Below are 21,098 nucleotides of genomic sequence, written 5' to 3'. Positions count from 1 at the left end.
GACGTCACGGGCGTACAGCCTAGGTGGTGGGCTAGGCGATGTTCTCCAGGTCCTCGATCTGCTCGCGCAGCTCGGCGGGGGTGAACTCGATGGGTTGGCGCAGGCCGGCGCCGCGGTGCGCGGGGAGCAGGTCCACGAACCCGGCGTGCCGGTCGGTGAACTGCACCGTGGTCGGCTCCGCGGGCCCGTACACGCCGCTCTCCGACGGCACGAACTCCCAGTAGCCGACCTCGCCCTCGGTCGCCCACGGGACGAAGACCCAGCCCGGGCGGCTGCCCAGCAGCCCGGTCACCTCGTCCTCCAGGGCGAACGCGTCCGCGCGCGAGGCGATCTTCCCCCGGTCCAGCGCCCTGAGCCACCAGGGCGCGGGAGCCTCGGGCCCCACCGCGCGGAACAGGGCGAGCACCTGTTGCTCGTCGGCCTTGTGGATCCAGGCCCGACGGGTCTGGGCGGGTGAGTCGGCGAGGCCGACCCCTCCCGCGGGTTCGATCGCGTGCGACCATTCCAACGCCAACATCGGTTCGACGCGAAGGGCGTGGTCGCGTTGCCTGGGCAGGATCTTCCTGGGCGGCTCCTTCGAACCGGTGGCCGAGTGGTCGGCGTTCAGGTCCGGATCAAGCACCGTCACGGGTTCACCTCCGGGGGGTTCCTTGACGGGGGGTATCCGAATTCGCGTGCGGGCAGGCGCCCACCTCACGATTCGCGCTTTCCATCTGACCCGTTTCAGAAGCGCTTGTCATGGGGCTGTGCCGGAGTTCACGACGTCTTAACGAACGTCTTACTCCGGTTGTCGGAATCCAGATCTGTGAAACATGATTGACTTGGAATATTTGTGATCCCGAACACAGGGGGGAATTGGGTGACGGGGAGAGCCGCGGTCGCCGCGGTCCTGATCGCGATGTTCCTGCCGGGCACCGCCCGCGCGCAGACGATCGAGGAGCAGCAGTGGCACCTGGCCGCCCTGGGCGTCCACGCCGCGCACGCCACCAGCCGGGGTGACGGCGTGGTGGTCGCGGTCGTCGACTCGGGCGTGGACGACACCCGACCGGACCTCGCCGGCGCGCTGCTGCCCGGCGCGGGGTTCGGCTCGGCGAGCGGGACCGACGGCACGGAGGACAACGACGGCCACGGCACCGCGATGGCGACGTTGATCGCCGGCCGGGCGGTGGACGGCGGCGCGCTCGGCGTGGCCCCGGCCGCGATGATCCTGCCGGTGTCCGTCGGCGCGGACGGCGACAAGTTCACCACCGCGTCCGTCGCCGAGGGCGTGACCTGGGCGGTCGACCAGGGCGCCGACGTCATCAACCTGTCCCTGACCTCGGTCGCGACGCTCACGCCGGACCTGCTGCGCGCGGTCAACTACGCGTTCGACAACGACGCCGTGGTGGTCGCCGGCACGGGCAACGACGGCGAGGAGCACGTGGGCGCGCCGGCCAACATCAAGGGCGTCATCGCGGTCTCCGGCACGGTGCCGGGCAACGGGCCGTGGCCGGAGTCGAACACGGGCCCGGAGACGGTGCTGGCCGCGCCCGCCCGGAAGATCGTCACCGCCGTGCCGGCCGCGGTCGTGGACACCGGCTACGCCGAGGTCGACGGCACGAGCGCGGCGACGGCGCTGGTCTCGGGCGTGGCGGCGCTGGTGCGGTCCCGCTTCCCGGACCTGGACGCGGGCAACGTGGTCAACCGGCTCGTCACCACCGCGACCGACCTGCTGGCGCCGGGCCGCGACCACGCGACCGGGTTCGGCCAGGTCGACGCGGTCGCCGCGCTGACCGCCGACGTGCCGCGGGTGGAGCGCAACCCGCTGGCGCCGCCCCCGCGCCCGTCGTCCACCGCGGCCACCACGTCGGTGGGGGCACTGCCCTCGCCGCCGCCGGTCGAGGCGGACCGCACCCGGATCGTGCTCGCGGTCGGCGGCCTGGTCCTGCTCGGGCTCCTGGTGGCGGTGGTCGTCCTGCTGCTGGTCCGGCGGGCCCGCGCGCGCCGCGCGCCGGCCCCGGTCGTGATGGAGATCCCGCCGCCGGACGACGACTTCTGGCGGACGGGCCGGTTGTGACCCGGGACGGGCGGGGGTCGAATGCGTATTCGATTCCCGCCCGCCGCGGCGGAGCGGCGGTCAGTCGGCCGCGTGGTATTCCACCGATTCCTTCGTGAGTTGCATGAACGCCTCCTCCAGCGAACCGAGTTGAGGGCTCAGCTCGTGCAGGGTGATCCCGTTCGACGCGGCCAGCTCACCGATGAACGCCGGTTCCACCCCGTGCACGACGAGCGCGCCGTCGGGCGCCGCGGCCTCGGTCACCCGGGCGCGCCCGGCGAGCAGCTCGCGCAGCCGGTCCAGGTGCGGCGAGCGGACCCGCACAGTGTCCTCGGTGGCGTCCTTGATGAACTGCTCGGTGCTGGTCTGGGCGATGAGCCGGCCCCGGCCGATCACGATGAGGTCCTGCGCGGTCTGGGCCATCTCCGACAGCAGGTGGCTCGACACGAACACGGTGCGGCCCTCGTCGGCGAGCCGGTGCATGAACTGCCGGATCCAGAGGATGCCCTCGGGGTCGAGGCCGTTGACCGGCTCGTCGAACATGAGGACCTTCGGGTCGCCCAGCAGCGCGCCCGCGATGCCGAGGCGCTGCGACATGCCGAGCGAGAAGCCGCCCGCGCGGCGCTTGGCGACCTGGGTCAGGCCGACCAGGTCGAGCACCTCGTCCACGCGCTTGTCCGGGATCCGGTTGGACCGGGCGAGCCACTGCAGGTGGGCGCGGGCGGAGCGGTTGGGGTGCACCCACTTGGCGTCCAGCAGCGCCCCGACGACGCGCAGCGGCTGCCGCAGCGACCGGTAGTCCCGGCCGTCGATGGTGACCCGGCCGCGGGTCGGGTTGTCCAGCCCCAGGACCATGCGCATGGTGGTGGACTTGCCCGCGCCGTTCGGGCCGAGGAAGCCGGTCACCCGGCCGGCGCGGACGGTGAACGACAGGTCGTCGACGGCCACCGTCCGGCCGTAGTGCTTGGTGAGGCCGGTCGCTTCGATCATGACTTCTCCCGTCCGATCAACGCTTGTGGCGAAACCTAGGGCAAACGAGCTCGGGCCACCCCCCGAAGGTGACCCGAGCTCCCCCTTTCCCCCGATGCCCGCGCGCCGGCCCCCGATGCCGGCGGCGCGGGCCTCCCCGCTACGCGTCCCGCCGCTTCACCACGACGAGCGAGATGATGTAGACGGCCAGCGCGATGCCGGCGAAGTACGCGAACGAGCCCCACGGGCTCAGCTCGCCGATCGCGGGCGGCCCGGCCCCCTCCGGGAGCGCGCTCGGGTCCGGGTCGCCGAAGATGAACTTGCTGGCCACGGTGAACGGCATCCACTTCTGGATGTCGTCGCCGATGTTCGGGATGAACCCGACCACGCTCTCCACCACCAGCGCGAACACCAGGATGATCGACACCGCGCCCGCGGTCTGCCGCACCAGCGCGCCGACGCCCAGGGCGAGCAGCGCGCCCGCCGCGAACACCAGGCCGACGCCCGCGACGTGCCGCCAGTCGTTGGCGGTGGTCAGCGCGAGGTCCGAGTTGTCCTCGGCCAGCACCCAGCTCAGGCCCCAGGAGCCGAACGCGGCGGCCAGGCCGACCAGGCCCGACAGCAGCACCACCACGACCGCCTTGGCGATCAGCGGCGAGATGCGGTCCGGCACCGCCTGGAACGTCGACTTGATGGTGCCGAAGCGGTACTCGGTGGTGACCGCCAGCGCGGCCATCACCATGATCACGTAGAGGCCGAACGTGTGGGTGAACACCGTGCCGAGCACGGGCATCGGGGAGCCGTCCCAGTTCGCCGCGATGATCGCGGTGATCCCGACGGTCAACCCGAGCGCGAGCAGCATGCACCACCACGGCGAGCGGGTGGAGAAGAGCTTGATCCGTTCAACGGCGAGCAGAGTCATCGGTGGTCACTTCCCCGTCTCGGCGAGTTCGGCGTGGTACTCGACGGAATCGCCCGTGAGCTGCATGAATGCCTGTTCGAGTGAACCGCGTTGCGGGCTCAGCTCGTGCAACACCACGCCGCTCGCCGCCGCGATGTCCCCGATCTCGTCGCTGAGCGCACCCGACACGGTGAGCGAGCCGTCCGAGTCCTCACGGACGGTGAAGCCCTTGTCGATCAGCATCGCCCCCAGCTTGTCCGCGTGCGGGCTGCGCACCCGGACGGTGTTCTCGGTCGACCGCTCCACGAACTCGGTGGTGGTGGACTGCGAGATGAGCTTGCCGCGCCCGATGACCACGAGGTCCTGGGCGGTCAGCGCCATCTCCGACAGCAGGTGGCTGGACACCAGCACGGTGCGGCCCTCGGCGGCCAGGCCCTGCATGAACTGGCGGATCCAGAGGATGCCCTCCGGGTCCAGGCCGTTGACCGGCTCGTCGAACAGCAGCACCTTCGGGTCGCCGAGCAGGGCGCCCGCGATGCCGAGCCGCTGCGACATGCCCAGGGAGAAGCCCCCGGCGCGGCGCTTGGCGACCTTGGTCAGGCCGACCAGGTCGAGCACCTCGTCCACCCGGCGGGCGGGCAGGCCGTTCGACTTGGCCAGCCACTGCAGGTGCGCCCGCGCGGAGCGGTTGGGGTGCACCCACTTGGCGTCGAGCAGCGCGCCGACGGTGCGCAGCGGGCGGTCGAGCCGCGCGTACGGCTTGCCGTCGATCAGGACCTTGCCCGCGCTCGGCCGGTCGAGGCCGAGGATCATGCGCATGGTGGTGGACTTGCCCGCGCCGTTGGGACCGAGGAACCCGGTGACCCGACCGGGCCGGACGGTGAACGACAGGTTGTCCACCGCCACCGTCTTCCCGTAGCGCTTGGTGAGGCCGACAGCCTCGATCATGGTTTCTCCCCTGGACGACACATCTCCCCCGGACCGCTGACAACCTTGCCGCAGCCGGGGAGCACGCACATCGGTCTGTAGTTGACTCGTCGGTGCGACTTCAGTCTTATCGTGACGGCTACCTCGGTTGTAGTAATCCGTGTTCACCCTGAGTTGTCCCCTAGGCGTTCACCGGGTCGTTCTCAGGGATGGGATGGCCCTACGGTGTGCGGTCATGGGTTACACCGACGCACCCGAGGGCTGGTGGCGGGAGTTCGTGGCGTCCGCGCCGGCCCGGACCGCGAAGCTCGCGATCGTCCGCGCCGACGGGTCGCCGCACGTCACGCCGATCTGGGTGGACCTCGACGGGGGCACGCTCGTGTTCACCACGTACCTGGACTCGATCAAGGGCAAGGCGATCCGGCGGGACGGCCGGGTGTCGATCTGCCTGGACGACGAGCGGCCGCCGTTCGCGTTCGTCACCGTGTCCGGCCGGGCCGAGATCGACGACGACCGCGAGCAGGTGCGCTACTGGGCGGGCCGCATCGGCGCCCGCTACATGGGCGCGGACCGGGCCGACGAGTTCGCCGAGCGCAACGGCAGGCCGGGCGAGGTGGTCGTCCGCGTCCGCGACGCCAAGGTCGTCGCCAAACAGGACATCACCGCCTGACCCGCGCGTGTCCTACGTCCAGAACGCGCGTGTCCTACGTTCGGAACGCGCGTGTCCTACGTTGAGGATCCCTGAGTTCAACGCTCAGGACGGTCGCTAAGCGCCGAAGTACCGGTCCAGCACGGCCGCCGCGCCGTCCTCGACCACCGTCCCGGTGACCTCGTCCGCCGCCTCCTGCACGACGACCGGCGCCTGCCCCATGGCCACGCCGCGGGCGGCCCACCGCAGCATCTCCACGTCGTTGGAGCCGTCGCCGATGGCCAGCGTGTCCTCCCGCGCCACGCCGAGCGCGGCCCGCAGCTCCTCCAGCGCCGCGCCCTTGGTCACGCCGGGCGGCGACAGCGTGAGCCACGGCTCGTTGTGGTCGCACGACGCCGTCACGCCGGGCAGCTCCACGTCCATCACCCGCAGCGCCAGCTCCTCGGGCGTGCGCCCCACCCAGCGCATGACCAGCCGGGACGTCGGCGTGCCCACCAGCTCCCGGTACCCGACCTCGCGCACCTCGCCCCACAGGTCGCCGTCGGGGAACCGGCCGAGCGACAGGTTCCCCACCCCGGTCAGCTCGACCGCGAACACCGCCCCGGGCAGCGCGGCGCGCAGGCGCTCGACCGCCGGGCCGGGATCGAATTCCACCTTCCGGGTGACGGCACGGGCGTCGGTGTCCCACCAGACCGCGCCGTTGGAGCAGAGCGCGGTGGTGCCGCGCAGGCCCAGGTCGTCCAGGACGGGCCGGGTGCCGACGAGGCTGCGGCCGGTGGAGAGCACCACGTGCGCCCCGTGGTCGACGGCCCGCCCGATGGCCGCCCGCACGGCCGGCGAGACGTCCTCGCGGCCCACGGGGGTGATCGTGCCGTCGATGTCCAGGGCGATGAGGCGAGGTCTCCAGGTCACTGTCGTCACCCTACTGGGCGATAGTTTCTGAACTGTGGTTCAATAACCGCGTGGCACGACCGAAGACGATCACGGACGAGCGGTTGCTGGCCGCGGCGGCGGAGGTGATCGGCCGCAAGGGGCCGGGGTTCACCGTCGCCGACGTGGCCGAGCGGGCGGGCGTCTCGGTGGGCACGGTGGCCGGTCGGTTCGGCTCGAAGAGCGGCCTGCTCCAGGCCCTGACCAGGCAGACCGCGGACGCGAACGTGCGGCGGATGCGGGAGGCGGCGGCCGCGGCGGCCGATCCGGCGGACGGGTTGCGGGCGGCCCTGCTGACCTGGTTCGAGGACGTCGTCGACCCGGCCGAGGCGCAGAACCACCTGGCCCAGCTCGGGGTCGACCTGATCGACCCGGAGCTGCGGGCGCTGCTCGCCGAGCTGTACGCGGTGACCGAGCGGACCCTGGCGGAACTCACCCGACGGGTGGACCTCCCGCACGGCCCGCCGCCCGACCACGCGGCCCGCGTGCTCACGGGGTTGCTCCACGGCGTGTCGATGGACTGGTCCGTCCGACCGCGCGGCGAGCTGGCCGACCGGCTGGCACAGGACGTCGACGCGGTGCTGGACGCGTGGAAGGGGAGACGATGAAGGCGTTGGACGGCAAGGTCGCGGCGGTCACGGGGGCGACGCGGGGCGCGGGGCGCGCCATCGCGGTGGAGCTCGGCGCGGCGGGCGCGACGGTGTTCGTCGGCGGTCGGTCGACGCGCGAGCGGAAGTCGCCGATCGGCCGGGACGAGACGATCGAGGAGACGGCGGAGCTGGTCACGGCGGCGGGCGGCCGGGGCGTCCCGGTGCGGTGCGACTTCACCGTGCAGTCCGACGTGGACGCGTTCCGCGACCGCATCGAGTCCGAAGTGGACGGCCGGCTGGACGTCCTGGTGGACGACGTGTGGGGCGGCGAGGCGGACACCGAGTTCAAGGTGTTCTGGGAGCAGGACCTGGACCGGCAGCTCCGGATGTGGCGCAACAGCCTGGAGGCGCACTTCGTCGCCCTGCACCGGCTGCTGCCGCTGCTGGTCCGGCGGCCGGGCGGGCTGCTGGTCGAGGTGACCGACGGCGACAGCGACGAGTTCTACAGCGGGTCGCTGGCCTACGACTCGGTGAAGGTCGCGATCCGCCGCATGGGCACGGTGATGGCGAAGGAGCTGGAGGCGTTCGGCGCCACGTCCGTCGCCGTCACCCCCGGCTTCCTGCGGTCGGAGCAGATGCTGGAGCACTTCGGCGTGACCGAGGAGAACTGGCGCGACGCGATCGCCAAGGAACCGCACTACGCGATGTCCGAGACGCCGCACTACGTGGGCCGCGGCGTGGCGGCGCTGGCCGCCGACCCGGACCGCCACCGGTTCACCGGCAAGGCGCTCGCGTCGTGGACGCTCATGCGCGAGTACGGCTTCACCGACCTGGACGGCTCGCGGCCGGACTGGGGCCGCTGGTACGAGGAGGTCTACAAGGCGGGCGTCGACCCGGCGACCGCGGACGCGTCGAAGTACCGCTGACGCGCGGCGAGTCCGGCCCGGTCAGACGTCGCCGGGCCGGACGAGCCCCGTCTCGTACGCCAGCACCACGGCCTGCACCCGGTCCCGCAGCTCCAGCTTGGCCAGGATGCGCCCCACGTGCGTCTTCACCGTCGCCTCGGACAGGAACAGCTTCCGCGCGATCTCCGTGTTCGACAGCCCCTTGGCGATCAGCACCAGCACCTCGCGCTCGCGCTCGGTCAGCGCCTCCAGCACCGCCGCGTCGCGCAGCTCGCCGCCGCCCTCGCCGAGGAACCGGCTCAGCAGCCGCTTGGTCACCGACGGCGACACCACCGCGTCGCCGCTGGCCACCGCGCGCAGCGCCGACACCAGGTCGCCCGGCGGCGTGTCCTTCAGCAGGAACCCGGACGCGCCGTTGCGCAACGCCGACAGCGCGTACTCGTCCAGGTCGAACGTGGTCATCACGAGCACCTTCGCGGTGCCCGCCTCGGCGATCCGCTTGGTCGCCTCGACCCCGTCGAGCACCGGCATGCGCACGTCCATCAGCACCACGTCCGGCCGCAGCCGGTCGGCCAGCTGCACGGCGTCGAGCCCGTTGGCCGCCTCGCCGACCACGTCGACGTCCTCCTGCGCGCCGAGCACCATCCGGAAGCCCATCCGCATGAGTTCCTGGTCGTCCACGAGAAGTACCCGGATCACACTGTCACCTTTCATAGGACGACCGGCACCCTATGACGGGACGAGCGGCAGCACGGCGCGGACCCGCCACCCACCGCCCGGGTTGGGGCCCGCCTCCAGCGTGCCGCCGAGCACGCCGGCGCGTTCGCGCATACCGATCAGGCCGTTGCCGCCGGACACCGCCACCAGGTCGTGCGGCGTGCCGAACCCGTCGTCGGCCACCAGCACCTCCACGTGATCACCCGCCTGGGTGACGCGGACGGTCGCCGACGCGCCCGAGCCCGCGTGCTTCAACGTGTTGGTCAACGCCTCCTGCACGATCCGGTAGATGCCGAGCCCGAGGCCCGCCGGCAGCGCATCCATGTCGCCCAGCGTCTCCAACCGCACCGGCAGCCCGGCGGCCCGGCACGTCTCGGCCAGCTCGTGCAGGTCGCCCGCGTCCGGCTGGGGCACCCACTGGGTGCCCGACTGGTCCTCCGACCGCAGCACGCCCAGCAGCCGCCGCAGCTCGGTCAACGCCTGCCTGCCGGTCTCGGCGATGGTGCGCACCGCGGCCTCGGCCAGCTCCGGGTTGGTCTTGATCGCGTAGCCCGCGCCGTCGGCCTGCACCACCATCACGCTCACCGCGTGCGCGACCACGTCGTGCAGCTCCCGCGCGATCCGCGACCGCTCCTCGCCCACCGCGATCCGGGCCTGCTGGTCGCGTTCGGTCTCCAGCAGCTTGAGCCGCTGCTCCAGCTCGCGGTGGTAGGCGCGGCGCGCCCCGACGAACTCGCCCATCGCCCAGCTGAACCCGAAGATCACCGCGATCACGAAGACGATGAACGCGGCCTCGACGCCCGCGCCCATGGGCCACACCGCCCACACGAACGTGCCCAGCGCCAGCCAGACCGCGTAGAGCAGCCCTTGCCGCCTGCCGACGTAGGCCACCATCGTGTAGAGCGCGATCGCGAGCGCGAAGTCGGCCAGCCGCACCGGCATCCCGGTGGCGAGGTCGCCGTGGGTGAGGAGCTGGACCGCGCCGCCGAACAGGATGACGTAGGACGAGCCGAGCGGGTGCTTGCGGCGGAACACCACCGGCACGACCAGGATCGCGCCGACGAACAGCAGCGTGGAGCCCGGCACCGTCGAGCGGTTGGCCCCCAGCACGCCGAGGTCGAAGACGGCGAGCAACCCGGCCATCAGGGAATCCCCGAAGACCGGGTGCGCTCGCATCCACAGGCTCAGCCGCCGCACGTGACCAGGTTAGGTACGGGCCGGCGCGACGCGCGTCGCGCCACGGGCTGACCCCCGCTAGTCCTCCAGGCGGATGGCCGCCGGCTCAGCGGACCGTCTTGATCTGGGTCGGGTCGAGCTTGTCCTCGACCCTCGGCGCGGGCGCGCCGGCCACCGGCTCCACCCGCGTCTGCGGCGGCACCGCCCGCTGCTGCTCGTACTGGCGGTGCTCCTCGGCCATCTCGTCGGCCAGCTGCTGCTGGAGCTGCCGGTCGCGGATGCGGCCCAGGATCATCATGGTCAACGCGTGGACCAGCGCCAGGACCAGGAGCATGACGCCGAGCTTGACCACGACGTCCTTGACCGGGTCGCCGGTGTTGACCGAGATGATCGACACGATGGCGAGCAGCCCGAGCACGACGAGGTGGAAGAGCACCGTCGCCAGGCGGGTCATCGACCTGGCCGCCTCCGGGTCGCCGTACGCGCGGCTCATGTACCCCTTGCCGCTGCGGTAGATCAGTTGGCCGTCGATGAGCACCAGCACCACGCCGAGCAGCAGGAACACCGTATATCCCTGTTCCATGGCGGACCTCCCTCGTCGGTCGCGGAAATACCCCGGTCGCCCCGTTCGCAAACCGCGCGTCACCCCCACGTGGCACGATCTCCGGCGTGACGACGCAGGCCAAGCAGCTCGCCGGTCCGCTCTCGGCGGCGGTCGCGAACCTGTGCGTCGGGCTCCAGCCGCAGGTGTCGCCCGCGACCGCGGCGGGGTTCCGGGAGGTGCTGCGCCGGCTGTCCGCGCCGCTGCAGGTCGCCGTCGCGGGCCGGATCAAGTCCGGCAAGTCGACGCTCGTCAACGCGTTGATCGGACGCCGGGTCGCGCCGACCGACGTGGGCGAGTGCACACGGCTCGTGACGCGGTTCCAGTACGGCACGGTGGACCGGGTCGAGGTGGTGTTCACCGACGGCCGCAAGCAGGTGCTGCCGTTCGAGGCGAACGGCTCCATCCCGCGCGACCTCGGCGTGGACGTCGACGAGGTGTCCCACATCGAGGCGTACCTGACCAACGCGGTGCTGCGGGACCTGACCGTGATCGACACCCCGGGCCTGGGGTCGCTCGACGCCGCGTCGGTGGCCCGCACCGAGTCGCTGCTGGGCGCGGGGATCGACCCCGACGGGCTCGACCCGGTGTCGCGCAACGCGGTGGCCGGCGCGGAGGCCGTGCTGTACGTCGTGACGCAGGGCGTGCGCGCGGACGACCAGCAGGCGTTGGCCGCGTTCACCGCGGCGACGGCGAGCCGCGAGGCGGGTCCGGTGAACGCGATCGCGGTGCTCAACAAGGCCGACACGATCGCCGCCGAGACCGTGGAGGGCTCCCACGGCGACACCTGGCAGGCGGCGGTGCTCCTCGCCGAACGGCAGGCGCTCACGCTCAAGCCGCGCGTCGCGGACGTGCTGCCGGTGATCGGCCTGGTCGCCGAGTCCACCGAGACCGGCGGCTTCACCTCGGCCGACGCGGACGCGCTGCGCAAGCTCGCCGAGCTGGACGAGGCCACCCGCGAGACCCTGCTCGTCTCGGCCGACCTGTTCGTGGGCTGGGAGTGCGACGTGCCGGTCGGCACCCGCACCCGGCTGCTGGAGAAGCTCGACCTGTACGGCGTCCGCAAGGCGCTGGAGGCCGTGGACGCCGAGCCGACCATCACGGCGGGCGCGCTGCGCCGCAAGCTGCTGGACGCCTCCGGCCTGCACGGCGTGCGCGCGAAGCTCAACGCGGTGTTCCGGTCCCGCGCGGACGGCATCAAGGCCGCCGCCGCGCTCGCCTCGGTGACGTCGCTGGCCGCCGCGTCGGGCGACCCGAACGAGCGGCAGCGCGTGCACGACGCCATCGAGGTCCTGCTGGCCAAGCCCGAGGCGCACCAGCTGAGGCTGCTGGAGGCGTTGACCCTGGTCGCGTCCGGGGCCGTGGCCATGCCGCACGACCTGGTCGAAGAGGTGCTGCGGTTCGGCAGCTCGCCCGACGTGTCCGAGCAGCTCGGGATGCGCGGCCGGCCGCCGCACGAGCTGATGGCCTACGCCCTGGAGCGGGCGGGCTGGTGGCGTTCGTTCGCGTCGTTCGGCGCGACACCGGCGCAGAGCCGGGTGGCCCACGTGGTGCACCGGGCGTACTTCCTGATCTGGCAACAACTGCGGGGACGGCGATGAGCGGAACGGAACGGGGCGGCGCGGCGTCCGAGCACGCTGTGGAGAGCACGCTGGGGACGACCATCGCCGACGAACTGCTCGACCAGGCGTTGGCGGAGCGGCGCGCGCTGGTGCAGCTGTGCCTGTACGCGCTGGACCGCGCCCGCAGCGCCGGGGTCGTGGAGCGGATCGAGGAGGGCCTCGCGGCCATCGGCGTGACCGCGCTGCGGCCCGACGGCGAGCGGTTCGACCCGTCGCGGCACGAGGCGGGCGGCACCGTGCCGACGCGGGACGCGTCGCTGGACGGCGTGGTGGCCGAGACCGAGGTGGTCGGCTTCGCCGATCGCGGCCGGACGCTGCGCGCCCCGATCGTCACCGTCTACACCGCCCGATGACCGGCCTGCCGCAGCTCGTCCGGCAGACCAGGGAGAAGCTGACGACCCTGGTCCGGTCGCTGGACCCGTCGGCCGCGTCGTTCGTGGAGACCCGCCGGTCCGGCCCGGCGTCGGTGGTGGTCGTCGGCGAGACGAACCGGGGCAAGAGCTCGCTGGTCAACGCCCTGCTGGCGACACCGGGCCTGTCGCCGGTGGACGCCGAGGTGGCGACCGCGACCTACCTGGTGTTCCGGCACGGGTCGGAGTGGTCGGCCCGCGCCTGCTACGCCGGGTCGATGTCGCCGGTGCCGTTCGACCGGTCGGAGATCGTGAACTGGGTGTCGGCGGCGCACGAGCTGCCGGAGGGCATGCTGCCGCCCCGGTACGTGGAGGTCGAAGCGCCGATCCCGCTGCTGGAGCGGCTGTCCGTGGTGGACACGCCGGGGGTCGGCGGGCTCGACTCGGTGCACGGCGAGCTGGCCGCCGAGGCCGCCGCGACCGCGACCGCGCTGCTGTTCGTGGTCGACGCCTCGGCCCCGTTCACGCGCGGTGAGCTGGACTTCCTCCGCACGGTCGGGGAACGCGTCGAGACCGTGGTGTTCGCGTTGACCAAGGTCGACCAGTACCGGGGCTGGCGGCAGGTGCTGGAGGCCGACCAGGCGCTGCTGGCCGAGCACGCGCCGAGGTTCCGCGGCGCGACGTTCCACCCGGTGTCGTCGCGGATGTTCGAGCTGGCGGCCAAGGCCCCGAACCCGGACGCGGCGGGGATGCTGCGCGAGCGGTCGGGGATCGGGGCGTTGCAGGAGGCGTTGCAGGAGCTGGTGGTCGGCCGGGCCGCGATGCTCGGCGAGGCCAACGGCCTGCGCGCGCTGGCGACCGTGCTGGACGAGCTGATCGCGCGCAACGAGGCGGACAAGCGCGCGCTGTCGTCGGGCGAGGAGGAGGCCGAGACGCTGCGCGCGCGGCGCGACGAGCTGAACTCGCAACGCCGCTCGTCGACGCGCAGCTGGCAGGTGCGGCTGCGCGGCGAGGTGCAGCGGGCCCGGGTGGAGGGATCGCACGAGGTCAGCAGGCAGATGCGGGACGTGCAGACGTGGTTCCGCACGGCGATCGACTCGGCCGACCGGGAGCGGCTGGCCGCGTTGCCGCAGGAGGTGGACACCGCGTTGCAGGTGGTGTCCGGCCGGATCAGCGCCGGCTTGGCCACGCGGCTGTCCCGCGTCGCCGACGCCGCGCTGGCCGACCTGTTCTCGCCCGAGGAGCTGGCCGTGATCCGGGGCCAGTTCGCCCGCGGCGCGACCCCGCCGGTGGTGCTGCGGCCGCCGGAGAAGCGCACGCCGACCGCCGAGGACAAGCTGCTCGTGTTCATGGGCGTGTCCGGCGGGTTGGGCGCGGGCCGGCTGGCCGCGTTGCCGCTGGCCGGGCTCGGGGTGGCGGCGCTGAACCCGATCGTGCTGCCGGTGACCATCGCGCTCGGGCTGGGCGCGGGCTGGTGGATGGCGCGGACCCGGAAGCACTCGGCCGACAAGCAGCACCTCAAGCAGTGGCTGTCGGACGCGATCGCGGACGCCCGGTCCACCGTCGACCAGCTCGTCGCGGAGCAGCTGATCGAGGCCGAGCAGCAGTTGTCGCTGGCGTTGGACGACGCGCTGGGCAAACGGGTCGACGCGATCGAGGCGGAGCTGCGCGAGGTCGACAAGGCCCTGCGGATGGAGGCGGGGGAACGCGCCAAGGCGCTGCAGTCCGTCACGCGCCGCCTGGCCGAGCTGACCGCCGGCCGCACGAAGGTGGACGACCTGCTGTCCCGCATCCGAGCCGTCCGCGACCGCGCCTGACCGGTGCGCCGGAACTTCCCCAACGGAACCGAACAGGCATAACGTGAGTCCAAGCGGTACAGGACGCAGGAGGGTGGGAAACGGTGTACATCGACGAAACAGGCGCGACCGACGGCGAGCTGAAGGTCACGGTCGGTGACGAGGAGTACACCGCCGAGGCGACCTACGACCTCGACCAGGACGGGGTCGACGAGAGCGCGGTCGTGGAGACCGGCGACGGTGGGCACCTCGCGTTCAGCGACACCGACGGCGACGGCGACGCCGACCTGATGAGCACGTTCGACGCCGACGGCGAGCTGACCGGCCAGGCCGAGTTCGACGAGGACTCCGGCGAGTGGATCGCCGTGGACCCCTCGGACGACGACAGCCGGCAGACCAACACCAACACCGGCCGGGACATCGTGGTGGACATGGAGGAGGGCGGCGACCAGAACGTCGGCCCCGCCACCGAGGACACCGACGGCGACGGCCGCGCCGACACCGCGGTCGTCAAGGACGAGGACGGCGACACCTGGCTGTTCACCGACGCCGACGGCGACGGCACCGCCGACCTGGCCACCGAGATCACCCAGGACGGCGAGGTCACGGTCTCCCGGCACACCGGCGAGGACGAGTGGACCGAGGTCGAGCACGGCCGCATCGGCGAGGACGGCAAGTACACGCCCGACAGCGACGAGGCGTGGTCCGGCGAGAAGGTCACGGTGTCCGGCGTGGTGCGCATCGACTCCGTCACCGGCCAGTGGATCAGCCCGAACTGACCCGCGACGCCGACGCGCCGCCCCGGGCGAGGCGGCGCGCCGGCCCGGCGGTCACGACCTGACGAAGCTCGCGATGTCGGACAGCACGAGCGTGTCGGCCAGGAAGCCGAGGTGCGTCTGGCACAGCACGTAGTTGTTCGTCGCCCCGCTCAGCGGGGTGCTGGTGTAGGGCAGGATCACCCCGTCGCACGGCGAGTACCACGTCGCGTAACGGGTGCTGCCGGGCGTCTCGTCGCCGCTGCTGATCTGGGCGATGAACGACGAGCCCGGGTACATCTGCTGGCACGTGACGAAGACCAGGCACGCCCCGGCCGCCGTGGTGCCGTGGTTCGCGCCCGCGATCGACGCGAGGTGGCTGACGCTGGTGTTGCCGCCCAGGACCTTCAGGTAGTACTGGCTGACCAGGCCGCCCATGGAGTGGTTGACGATCGCCACCTTCGACTGGCCGGTCTGCGACTTCACCCGCTCCACGAACGTGGCCAGGCCGCGGGCGTTGGCGACGTTGTCGCCGTAGGAGTTGTACTCGTAGGCGAACAGCCGGCTGCTCGACCACCCGGCGGCGCGGAACACCGACTGGGCCGTGACCCAGTTCGACGCGCTGCCGGTGTAGCCGTGGACGAAGACGACTGGGGTGCTGGTCGCGGCGTTCGCCGCGGGGACGGGCGCGAGCAGGGCCAAACCGAGTGCCGCCAAGACTCCGATGACTCGACGCACGTGGTCACCTCCGGTGCAGGGGAAATCCTCTGCGGAGGAGCTTGACGCGTTATCGACCGCCCGACATCGGTGTAATCACTTGTCGAGCGAGAGCAGGAACGCCCGCCAAGCGCCCTTCCGGACATTCAGGGCGGGACCGTCGGCGTTCTTCGAATCCCGGACGCCCACCGTCGCTTCGCGGAACCGCACTTCGACGCACGCATTGCTGCCGCCGGAACTGCGACTGCTCTTGACCCACCCCGTGTCGCGCGCGGTCACGTGCCCTCCTTGATCCGCTCGATCAGCAGCGCCCGGGTGTCCGCCCGGCTCAGCGCCAGTTCCCTGACCCGGTCGAAGATCCGCTGCATCGGCTCGACGTCCTCGGGTTGATCGTAGTAGGGCGCGGGACCGTGCAGGCTGGTCGCGAAGCTCACCGGTGTGGACTGGGCGAAGTCGAGGACCACCAAGCCGCCGCCCAACGCCGGGTTGTCCGCGGTGCCCGCCGGCACCACACCGATGTCGAGGTCGGGATAGCTCTCCAGGAGTTGGAGCAGGTGCAGAACCTGCCCGCGCATCACCGACCCGTCACCGATCACGTGGTCCAGCGAGTCCTCGGTGAAGACGATCTCGATCCGCTTCGGGGCACCGGTCTCGAACACCCGGCGCTGGTGGTCGAGGCGGAACGCGGTGCGCTCGGCGGTCTCCGTCTCCGAATCGGGCCAGTAGATCGAGTTGGACAACGCCATGATCGCCCGGACGTAGTCCTTGGACTGGACCAGGCCCGGAATCACCCCGCACTCGTACCAGCGGATCCCGGTGGCCGCAGCCTGCAACTCGGCCAAGCGCTGGAAGGGCTCCGGCAGGTTGTCGACATATCCCCGGCGTGGCGCTCGTCGCCTGGCAGCGGCACCGAGGGCGAGGATGGTCTCGCGCTCCCGGCCCTGCGCGCCGTAGAGGTCGAGGAGCTTGGTCAGCTCGTCGACGCCGAGCCCGCCCTTGCCGTTCTCGACCTGGCTGATCCTGCCCGCGGTGCGGCCGATCGCCGCGCCGGCCTCGCCCTGGGACCTCTTCGCCTGGGTGCGCAGCCGCGTGAGGGCAAGCCCCAGTTGGAGGCGCTCGATGGTCTGCCGCGCCAGCGCCATGTGTCCACTCCATCGGGTTATCGCTAACGGGCTATCGGAACCCTAATCTATAGGGGTTACTCGGGGTGTCCGGTGACATACAACCAGCTAGGAGGAGCGGTATGGCGCAGAGGGTGATCCGCAAGGACCGGGAGCGGCGGGAGTGGTTGCTCCGGTGCCAGGACGACCAGGGTGAAGCGGCCGTGTGCACGATCAACGTGAACAACGGCGTCCTGGAACTCCTCGGCCCTGGCGACGAGTTCTGCTTCCAGCTCGAAGACACCTCGATCGCGGACTTCCGGGCGGCCCTCGACGCGGCCATCGCCCGCGCCGAGGCGGACCTGACCGCGAACCCCGGTGCGGAGGTCCTGCCCCTGTCGCGGTGACGTCGTGCGCCGGGACGACGCGACAGCCGTGTGGGTGGTCGACCGGCCGGGCCGTATGCGGTCCGGGTCGGAACGGCGGGATCCACATGCTGGCCGTCGACACTGGAGCACCCGGCCGCGTTCGCCGAATCCCTTGTGGCACAGGCGGAAGAGTCGTGGAGCGCGCTGCCGGGAACGCCGGCGCGCCCGTTCCTGAAACGGTTGAGAAATCCGGTCATTTTGACGCGGCAATTTTTGCGTCACGCCATGAGAGCGCTCTCACCGTCACCTTGGTTCAGTCACTTGAACGTGTGGCGATCGACGCACCGGTCACCCCTTGCATTCCACCGACTAAAGCCCAGGTCACACCCGGATTTGTGGTGATCGGGTGCTGAATCGATTCCAGAATCGGTTTTGTGAGGCAGGCGACAGGTCGGATGTGCGTTACCCGGGATTAACCCGGCTAACCTCCGTCTATCCCTTAAACGGCACGCCCTCCACGGGGCGGGCGGAGCCATTCGCAGAGGACGTCCCACCGGGACAACGGCGTCCACCGTGGGCTGGCGCTCAGCTAGGAGACGAGACGAGATGACGGCAGTGACCATTCCCGGTCTCGACCAGGCACCCACCGACCACGCTCGCCTGCTGTCCTGGGTGCGCGAGGTCGCCGAGCTGACCTGCCCCGACGAAGTGGTGTGGGCGGACGGCTCGCAGGACGAGTGGAACCGGCTGACTGCCAAACTCGTGGACGCCGGCACCTTCGTTCCGCTGAAGAAGAAACCCAACTCGTTCTGGGCGGCCTCGGATCCGACCGACGTGGCGCGGGTCGAGGAGCGCACCTTCATCTGTTCGGTGGATCCGCAGGACGCGGGCCCGACGAACAACTGGATGGATCCCGCCGAGATGAAGGGGATCATGACCGAGCTGTACCGCGGGTGCATGCGCGGTCGGACGATGTACGTCATCCCCTTCTGCATGGGCCCGCTCGACGCCGAGAAGCCGATGCTGGGCGTGGAGATCACCGACTCCGAGTACGTCGTGGTCTCGATGCACATCATGACCCGCATGGGCACGAAGGCGTTGGCGCGATTCGGCGAGGACGCCGACTTCGTCCAGGCGTTGCACTCGATCGGCGCGCCGCTGGAGCCGGGCCAGGCCGACGTGCCGTGGCCGTGCAACGAGACGAAGTACATCACGCAGTTCCCCGAGGAGCGGATGATCTGGTCGTTCGGCTCCGGTTACGGCGGCAACGCGCTGCTCGGCAAGAAGTGCTACTCGCTGCGCATCGCCTCGGTGATGGCGCGCGACGAGGGCTGGCTGGCCGAGCACATGCTGATCCTCAAGCTCACCTCGCCCGAGCAGAAGGCCTACTACATCGCGGCCGCGTTCCCCAGCGCCTGCGGCAAGACCAACCTCGCCATGCTGGAGCCGACCATCCCCGGCTGGAAGGTCGAGACCCTGGGCGACGACATCGCGTGGATGCGGTTCGGCGACGACGGCCGGCTGTACGCGGTGAACCCGGAGAACGGCTTCTTCGGCGTCGCCCCCGGCACCGACTACCACACCAACCCCAACGCGATGCGCACCATCGAGAAGGGGAACTCGCTGTTCACCAACGTCGCGCTGACCGACGACGGCGACGTGTGGTGGGAGGGCATGGGCGAGCCGCCCGCGCACCTCACCTCGTGGAAGAAGCAGGACTGGACGCCCGACAGCGAGGAGCTGTCGTCGCACCCGAACTCCCGCTACTGCACGCCGATCGCCCAGTGCGACATCAAGGCCCCCGAGTGGGAGGACCCGAAGGGCGTGCCGATCTCGGCGATCTTCTTCGGCGGCCGGCGCGCCACCACGATCCCGCTGATCACCGAGTCGCGCGACTGGCAGCACGGCGTGTTCATGGGCGCGACGCTGTCCAGCGAGACGACCGCCGCGGCCGTCGGCAAGACCGGCGTCGTGCGCCGCGACCCGATGGCGATGCTGCCGTTCATCGGCTACCACGCCGGCGACTACTTCCAGCACTGGATCGACACCGGCAAGTCGGCCGACGCGGACAAGCTGCCCAAGATCTTCTACGTGAACTGGTTCCGCCGGGGCGAGGACAAGCGGTTCCTGTGGCCCGGGTTCGGCGAGAACTCGCGCGTGCTGAAGTGGGCCGTCGAGCGCATCGAGGGCAAGGCCGCCGCGGTGGAGACGCCGATCGGCCACGTCCCGACCGCGGCCGAGCTGGACCTGGAGGGCCTCGACGCGCCGCGCGAGGACGTCGAGGCGGCGCTCGCGTTCGACGCCGACGAGTGGCGGGCCGAGATCCCGATGATCGAGGAGTGGTTCGCCAAGATCGGTGACAAGGTGCCGACCTCGCTGCGCGACGAGCTGGAGGCGCTGAAGCTCCGCCTCGGCTGAGCCCGCACCCCCCGAGACGTTCCCGGCGCGAGACCCGGTGGCCAACGGCGTCCACCGGGTCTCTTTTTGATCACCCACCGTGATTTCCGGTTCGTCCGGAGGTACCAAGGAGGAGTGACCCAGCGGGACGATTTCCTGGGCGGACTGCACTTCGACCGGGTGCCGGAGGCGGAGGGCGGGCCGAGCTCGGGAGTCGTGCGGCGCCACCCGGTCGGGCCGCCCGCCCGGCCGCGGGTGTCGGCGTGGTGGCACGTGGCCGGCTTCGTGCTCGGGGCGTTCGCCGCCTGCCTCGGGGCGCTCGCGTGGGGCTATGCGCTGGACCAGTTCGACGAGGTGCGGTGGCGCGGGCTGGTGGCGTTGGGACTTGCGGGACTGCTGGTGGGGTTGGTGTCGCTGGGGAAGCTGTCCCCAGCCGCTCCACTGACGGTCGGGGTCGCCGCGTTGACGGGTTCGGTGCTGTTCGAACTGGGTACCCCTCCGTTCTTGCCCGTGTTCAGGCGCGTGTTCGAGGGTGGCGGCCCGATCTTGGTGGGCGTGTTGCTGGTGGTGCTGGCGTGGCGGCGGCGCTAGTTGTCCACAGGGTGTGGATGAAGCTGTGCACAGCCTGTGGGTCGGTGTGGATCAGCGGGGGAGCGGGTTCTTCCCCAGGCCCCACAGCCGCCCCGTGAACGGCCGGACCGCCTCGGCGTAGCAGACCGCCGACGTGTAGCCCTCGGACCACGCCTGGCTGCCGAACGCCCGCCACGACGCGAAGACGTCCTCGCGCGCCGCGCCGACGTAGTTCGTGACGGCTCGCGCGCAGTGCTCGGCCGCCTTGGCGTTCACCTGCTCCAGCGACGGCGCGGGCTCACGGTGGTCACCGAGCGCCAACACCCCCGGCACGGCCTCCGCCTTGTGCGGCTGGTCGCAGGTGGTGATCCCCGCGTCCTTCGCCTCACCCGGCGACGCCGTCGCGCACAGCTGCACGGTGCCGAACCCGGCCGCCTTGAGCAGGTCCTTGGCGGAGCCCTCGCGCCGCGCCCGGCTGCCGTCCGGCTTCAGCTCCACCACCGTGCACAGGCGCCAGCGGTCGCCCTTCGCCCAGCCGTCCCGGCTCGGCCACAGCGCGTGGGCCTGGAGGCGGGTGGCGTCGTGGTCGGCGCTGCCGAGGTACGCGGTGAGCGCGGCCCGGCACGCGGGCAGCACGGCCCGGCGCAGGTCGCGGTCGTTCGGGTACGCCTCGCCCAACCCGTCCAGCCGGCCGACCTCGGTCACCTCGGCCTCGTGCGCCGCGGCGCAGTCCAGGACCTCCAGACCGGTGTCGGTGCACTGGCCGACCTTGGGCAACTGGTCCACCGTCGGGGTGAGGGAGGGCCGGACGACCTCGGCGTCGGGCATCCCGGCGACCGGGCCCGTGCAGGCGGCCAGCGACACCACGGCCAGTACCGCCCCCACCGCCCGCCAGCCCTTCACGGCGGCCAGGTTACTGACCCCGACACCGTCCCCTCCCGCCGCTCGTGGAGTGGTCGGCGGCCACTCAGTGCTGGATCGTTCAACAATCCTTCAATACTTCATTCCTGTCGCAGGTCGTAG

The 21,098-nt window shown here is 71.5% G+C and carries 24 protein-coding genes; 12 read left to right on the top strand and 12 right to left on the bottom strand.

Translation table 11 applies throughout. The annotated features are described in order from the left end of the window. Nucleotides 1-31: 31 nt before the first annotated feature. Nucleotides 32-628 (bottom strand): hypothetical protein, encoded by a 597-nt coding sequence (locus ACWEFJ_RS07010; protein WP_378083822.1) that lies wholly within the window; start codon nucleotides 626-628, stop codon nucleotides 32-34. Between the two features lie 231 nt (nucleotides 629-859). Between ACWEFJ_RS07010 and ACWEFJ_RS07005 the strand changes: the two genes are divergently transcribed. Then, nucleotides 860-2,056, top strand: coding sequence for a S8 family serine peptidase (locus ACWEFJ_RS07005; RefSeq protein ID WP_449713195.1), 1,197 nt, complete (start codon nucleotides 860-862; stop codon nucleotides 2,054-2,056). Between the two features lie 60 nt (nucleotides 2,057-2,116). Here ACWEFJ_RS07005 and ACWEFJ_RS07000 read toward each other — a convergent pair whose 3' ends face one another. The 3 genes from ACWEFJ_RS07000 to ACWEFJ_RS06990 form a co-directional block, all read right to left on the bottom strand. Beyond that, nucleotides 2,117-3,025: an ABC transporter ATP-binding protein gene (locus tag ACWEFJ_RS07000; protein WP_378083826.1), complete on the bottom strand. Its 909-nt coding sequence runs from the start codon at nucleotides 3,023-3,025 to the stop codon at nucleotides 2,117-2,119. Between the two features lie 139 nt (nucleotides 3,026-3,164). Next, entirely contained in the window at nucleotides 3,165-3,926 is a 762-nt protein-coding gene (locus ACWEFJ_RS06995; RefSeq protein ID WP_378083828.1) for a hypothetical protein, read from the bottom strand. A 6-nt stretch (nucleotides 3,927-3,932) separates the two neighbouring features. Continuing rightward, the gene (locus ACWEFJ_RS06990) at nucleotides 3,933-4,853 is read right to left on the bottom strand and encodes an ABC transporter ATP-binding protein (RefSeq protein ID WP_449713194.1); all 921 of its coding nucleotides are present in this window, start codon (nucleotides 4,851-4,853) and stop codon (nucleotides 3,933-3,935) included. A gap of 214 nt (nucleotides 4,854-5,067) precedes the next feature. Here ACWEFJ_RS06990 and ACWEFJ_RS06985 point away from each other — a divergent pair, with 214 nt between their 5' ends. Further along, entirely contained in the window at nucleotides 5,068-5,502 is a 435-nt protein-coding gene (locus tag ACWEFJ_RS06985; protein ID WP_378083831.1) for a PPOX class F420-dependent oxidoreductase, read from the top strand. Between the two features lie 96 nt (nucleotides 5,503-5,598). Here the strand turns inward: ACWEFJ_RS06985 and ACWEFJ_RS06980 are convergent, their stop codons facing one another. After that, nucleotides 5,599-6,393, bottom strand: coding sequence for an HAD family hydrolase (locus tag ACWEFJ_RS06980; RefSeq protein ID WP_449713193.1), 795 nt, complete (start codon nucleotides 6,391-6,393; stop codon nucleotides 5,599-5,601). Nucleotides 6,394-6,443: 50 nt separating this feature from the next. Here ACWEFJ_RS06980 and ACWEFJ_RS06975 point away from each other — a divergent pair, with 50 nt between their 5' ends. Both ACWEFJ_RS06975 and ACWEFJ_RS06970 read left to right on the top strand, forming a co-directional pair. Next, complete coding sequence (locus ACWEFJ_RS06975; RefSeq protein WP_378083836.1) at nucleotides 6,444-7,019, top strand: TetR/AcrR family transcriptional regulator; 576 nt, start codon at nucleotides 6,444-6,446, stop codon at nucleotides 7,017-7,019. Nucleotides 7,020-7,024: 5 nt separating this feature from the next. Next, nucleotides 7,025-7,927: an SDR family oxidoreductase gene (locus ACWEFJ_RS06970; RefSeq protein ID WP_449713264.1), complete on the top strand. Its 903-nt coding sequence runs from the start codon at nucleotides 7,025-7,027 to the stop codon at nucleotides 7,925-7,927. 21 nt (nucleotides 7,928-7,948) lie between these two features. Here ACWEFJ_RS06970 and ACWEFJ_RS06965 read toward each other — a convergent pair whose 3' ends face one another. From ACWEFJ_RS06965 to ACWEFJ_RS06955, 3 genes are all read right to left on the bottom strand, one after another. After that, nucleotides 7,949-8,605, bottom strand: coding sequence for a response regulator (locus tag ACWEFJ_RS06965; protein ID WP_106616155.1), 657 nt, complete (start codon nucleotides 8,603-8,605; stop codon nucleotides 7,949-7,951). Nucleotides 8,606-8,635: 30 nt separating this feature from the next. Beyond that, nucleotides 8,636-9,799 carry a sensor histidine kinase gene (locus ACWEFJ_RS06960; protein ID WP_378084012.1) on the bottom strand — a complete coding sequence of 388 codons (1,164 nt, stop codon included), beginning with the start codon at nucleotides 9,797-9,799 and terminating at the stop codon, nucleotides 8,636-8,638. A 106-nt stretch (nucleotides 9,800-9,905) separates the two neighbouring features. Then, nucleotides 9,906-10,382 carry a hypothetical protein gene (locus ACWEFJ_RS06955; protein WP_378083838.1) on the bottom strand — a complete coding sequence of 159 codons (477 nt, stop codon included), beginning with the start codon at nucleotides 10,380-10,382 and terminating at the stop codon, nucleotides 9,906-9,908. An 86-nt stretch (nucleotides 10,383-10,468) separates the two neighbouring features. Here ACWEFJ_RS06955 and ACWEFJ_RS06950 point away from each other — a divergent pair, with 86 nt between their 5' ends. The 4 genes from ACWEFJ_RS06950 (at nucleotide 10,469) to ACWEFJ_RS06935 (ending at nucleotide 14,947) form a co-directional block, all read left to right on the top strand. After that, nucleotides 10,469-12,001: a dynamin family protein gene (locus ACWEFJ_RS06950; RefSeq protein ID WP_378083839.1), complete on the top strand. Its 1,533-nt coding sequence runs from the start codon at nucleotides 10,469-10,471 to the stop codon at nucleotides 11,999-12,001. Further along, entirely contained in the window at nucleotides 11,998-12,375 is a 378-nt protein-coding gene (gene grpE, locus ACWEFJ_RS06945) for a nucleotide exchange factor GrpE (protein WP_378083841.1), read from the top strand. The genes ACWEFJ_RS06950 and grpE overlap by 4 nt, the downstream gene beginning before the upstream one ends. Continuing rightward, the gene (locus ACWEFJ_RS06940) at nucleotides 12,372-14,189 is read left to right on the top strand and encodes a dynamin family protein (RefSeq protein ID WP_449713192.1); all 1,818 of its coding nucleotides are present in this window, start codon (nucleotides 12,372-12,374) and stop codon (nucleotides 14,187-14,189) included. The genes grpE and ACWEFJ_RS06940 overlap by 4 nt, the downstream gene beginning before the upstream one ends. An 83-nt stretch (nucleotides 14,190-14,272) precedes the next feature. Continuing rightward, on the top strand, nucleotides 14,273-14,947 hold the full coding sequence (locus ACWEFJ_RS06935; protein ID WP_378083846.1) for a hypothetical protein: 675 nt from the start codon (nucleotides 14,273-14,275) through the stop codon (nucleotides 14,945-14,947). Nucleotides 14,948-14,998: 51 nt separating this feature from the next. Here the strand turns inward: ACWEFJ_RS06935 and ACWEFJ_RS06930 are convergent, their stop codons facing one another. From ACWEFJ_RS06930 to ACWEFJ_RS06920, 3 genes are all read right to left on the bottom strand, one after another. Continuing rightward, the gene (locus tag ACWEFJ_RS06930) at nucleotides 14,999-15,640 is read right to left on the bottom strand and encodes an esterase/lipase family protein (RefSeq protein ID WP_449713191.1); all 642 of its coding nucleotides are present in this window, start codon (nucleotides 15,638-15,640) and stop codon (nucleotides 14,999-15,001) included. A 96-nt stretch (nucleotides 15,641-15,736) separates the two neighbouring features. Further along, complete coding sequence (locus tag ACWEFJ_RS06925) at nucleotides 15,737-15,919, bottom strand: DUF397 domain-containing protein (RefSeq protein WP_378083850.1); 183 nt, start codon at nucleotides 15,917-15,919, stop codon at nucleotides 15,737-15,739. Then, a complete protein-coding gene (locus ACWEFJ_RS06920; protein WP_378083851.1) occupies nucleotides 15,916-16,782 on the bottom strand; it encodes a helix-turn-helix domain-containing protein in 867 nt (288 codons plus the stop codon). Before ACWEFJ_RS06920 ends, ACWEFJ_RS06925 begins: the two co-directional genes overlap by 4 nt. Before the next feature lie 101 nt (nucleotides 16,783-16,883). Here ACWEFJ_RS06920 and ACWEFJ_RS06915 point away from each other — a divergent pair, with 101 nt between their 5' ends. From ACWEFJ_RS06915 to ACWEFJ_RS06900, 4 genes are all read left to right on the top strand, one after another. Then, the gene (locus ACWEFJ_RS06915; RefSeq protein ID WP_378083852.1) at nucleotides 16,884-17,147 is read left to right on the top strand and encodes a hypothetical protein; all 264 of its coding nucleotides are present in this window, start codon (nucleotides 16,884-16,886) and stop codon (nucleotides 17,145-17,147) included. 155 nt (nucleotides 17,148-17,302) lie between these two features. Then, the gene (locus ACWEFJ_RS06910; RefSeq protein WP_449713190.1) at nucleotides 17,303-17,521 is read left to right on the top strand and encodes a hypothetical protein; all 219 of its coding nucleotides are present in this window, start codon (nucleotides 17,303-17,305) and stop codon (nucleotides 17,519-17,521) included. 193 nt (nucleotides 17,522-17,714) lie between these two features. Further along, nucleotides 17,715-19,526, top strand: coding sequence for a phosphoenolpyruvate carboxykinase (GTP) (locus ACWEFJ_RS06905; RefSeq protein ID WP_378083855.1), 1,812 nt, complete (start codon nucleotides 17,715-17,717; stop codon nucleotides 19,524-19,526). A gap of 114 nt (nucleotides 19,527-19,640) precedes the next feature. After that, nucleotides 19,641-20,096, top strand: a complete 456-nt coding sequence (locus ACWEFJ_RS06900; protein WP_449713189.1) for a hypothetical protein — start codon at nucleotides 19,641-19,643, stop codon at nucleotides 20,094-20,096. Between the two features lie 51 nt (nucleotides 20,097-20,147). On the opposite strand, the gene ACWEFJ_RS06895 is transcribed toward ACWEFJ_RS06900, so the two are convergent. After that, nucleotides 20,148-20,978, bottom strand: a complete 831-nt coding sequence (locus tag ACWEFJ_RS06895; RefSeq protein WP_449713188.1) for a septum formation family protein — start codon at nucleotides 20,976-20,978, stop codon at nucleotides 20,148-20,150. Between the last annotated feature and the right edge of the window lie 120 nt (nucleotides 20,979-21,098).

The sequence above is a fragment of the Actinosynnema sp. NPDC004786 genome, from assembly GCF_053601135.1.
The sequence above is the reverse complement of the archived record's forward strand: the minus strand, read 5'-3'. Positions and strand labels throughout refer to the sequence as shown.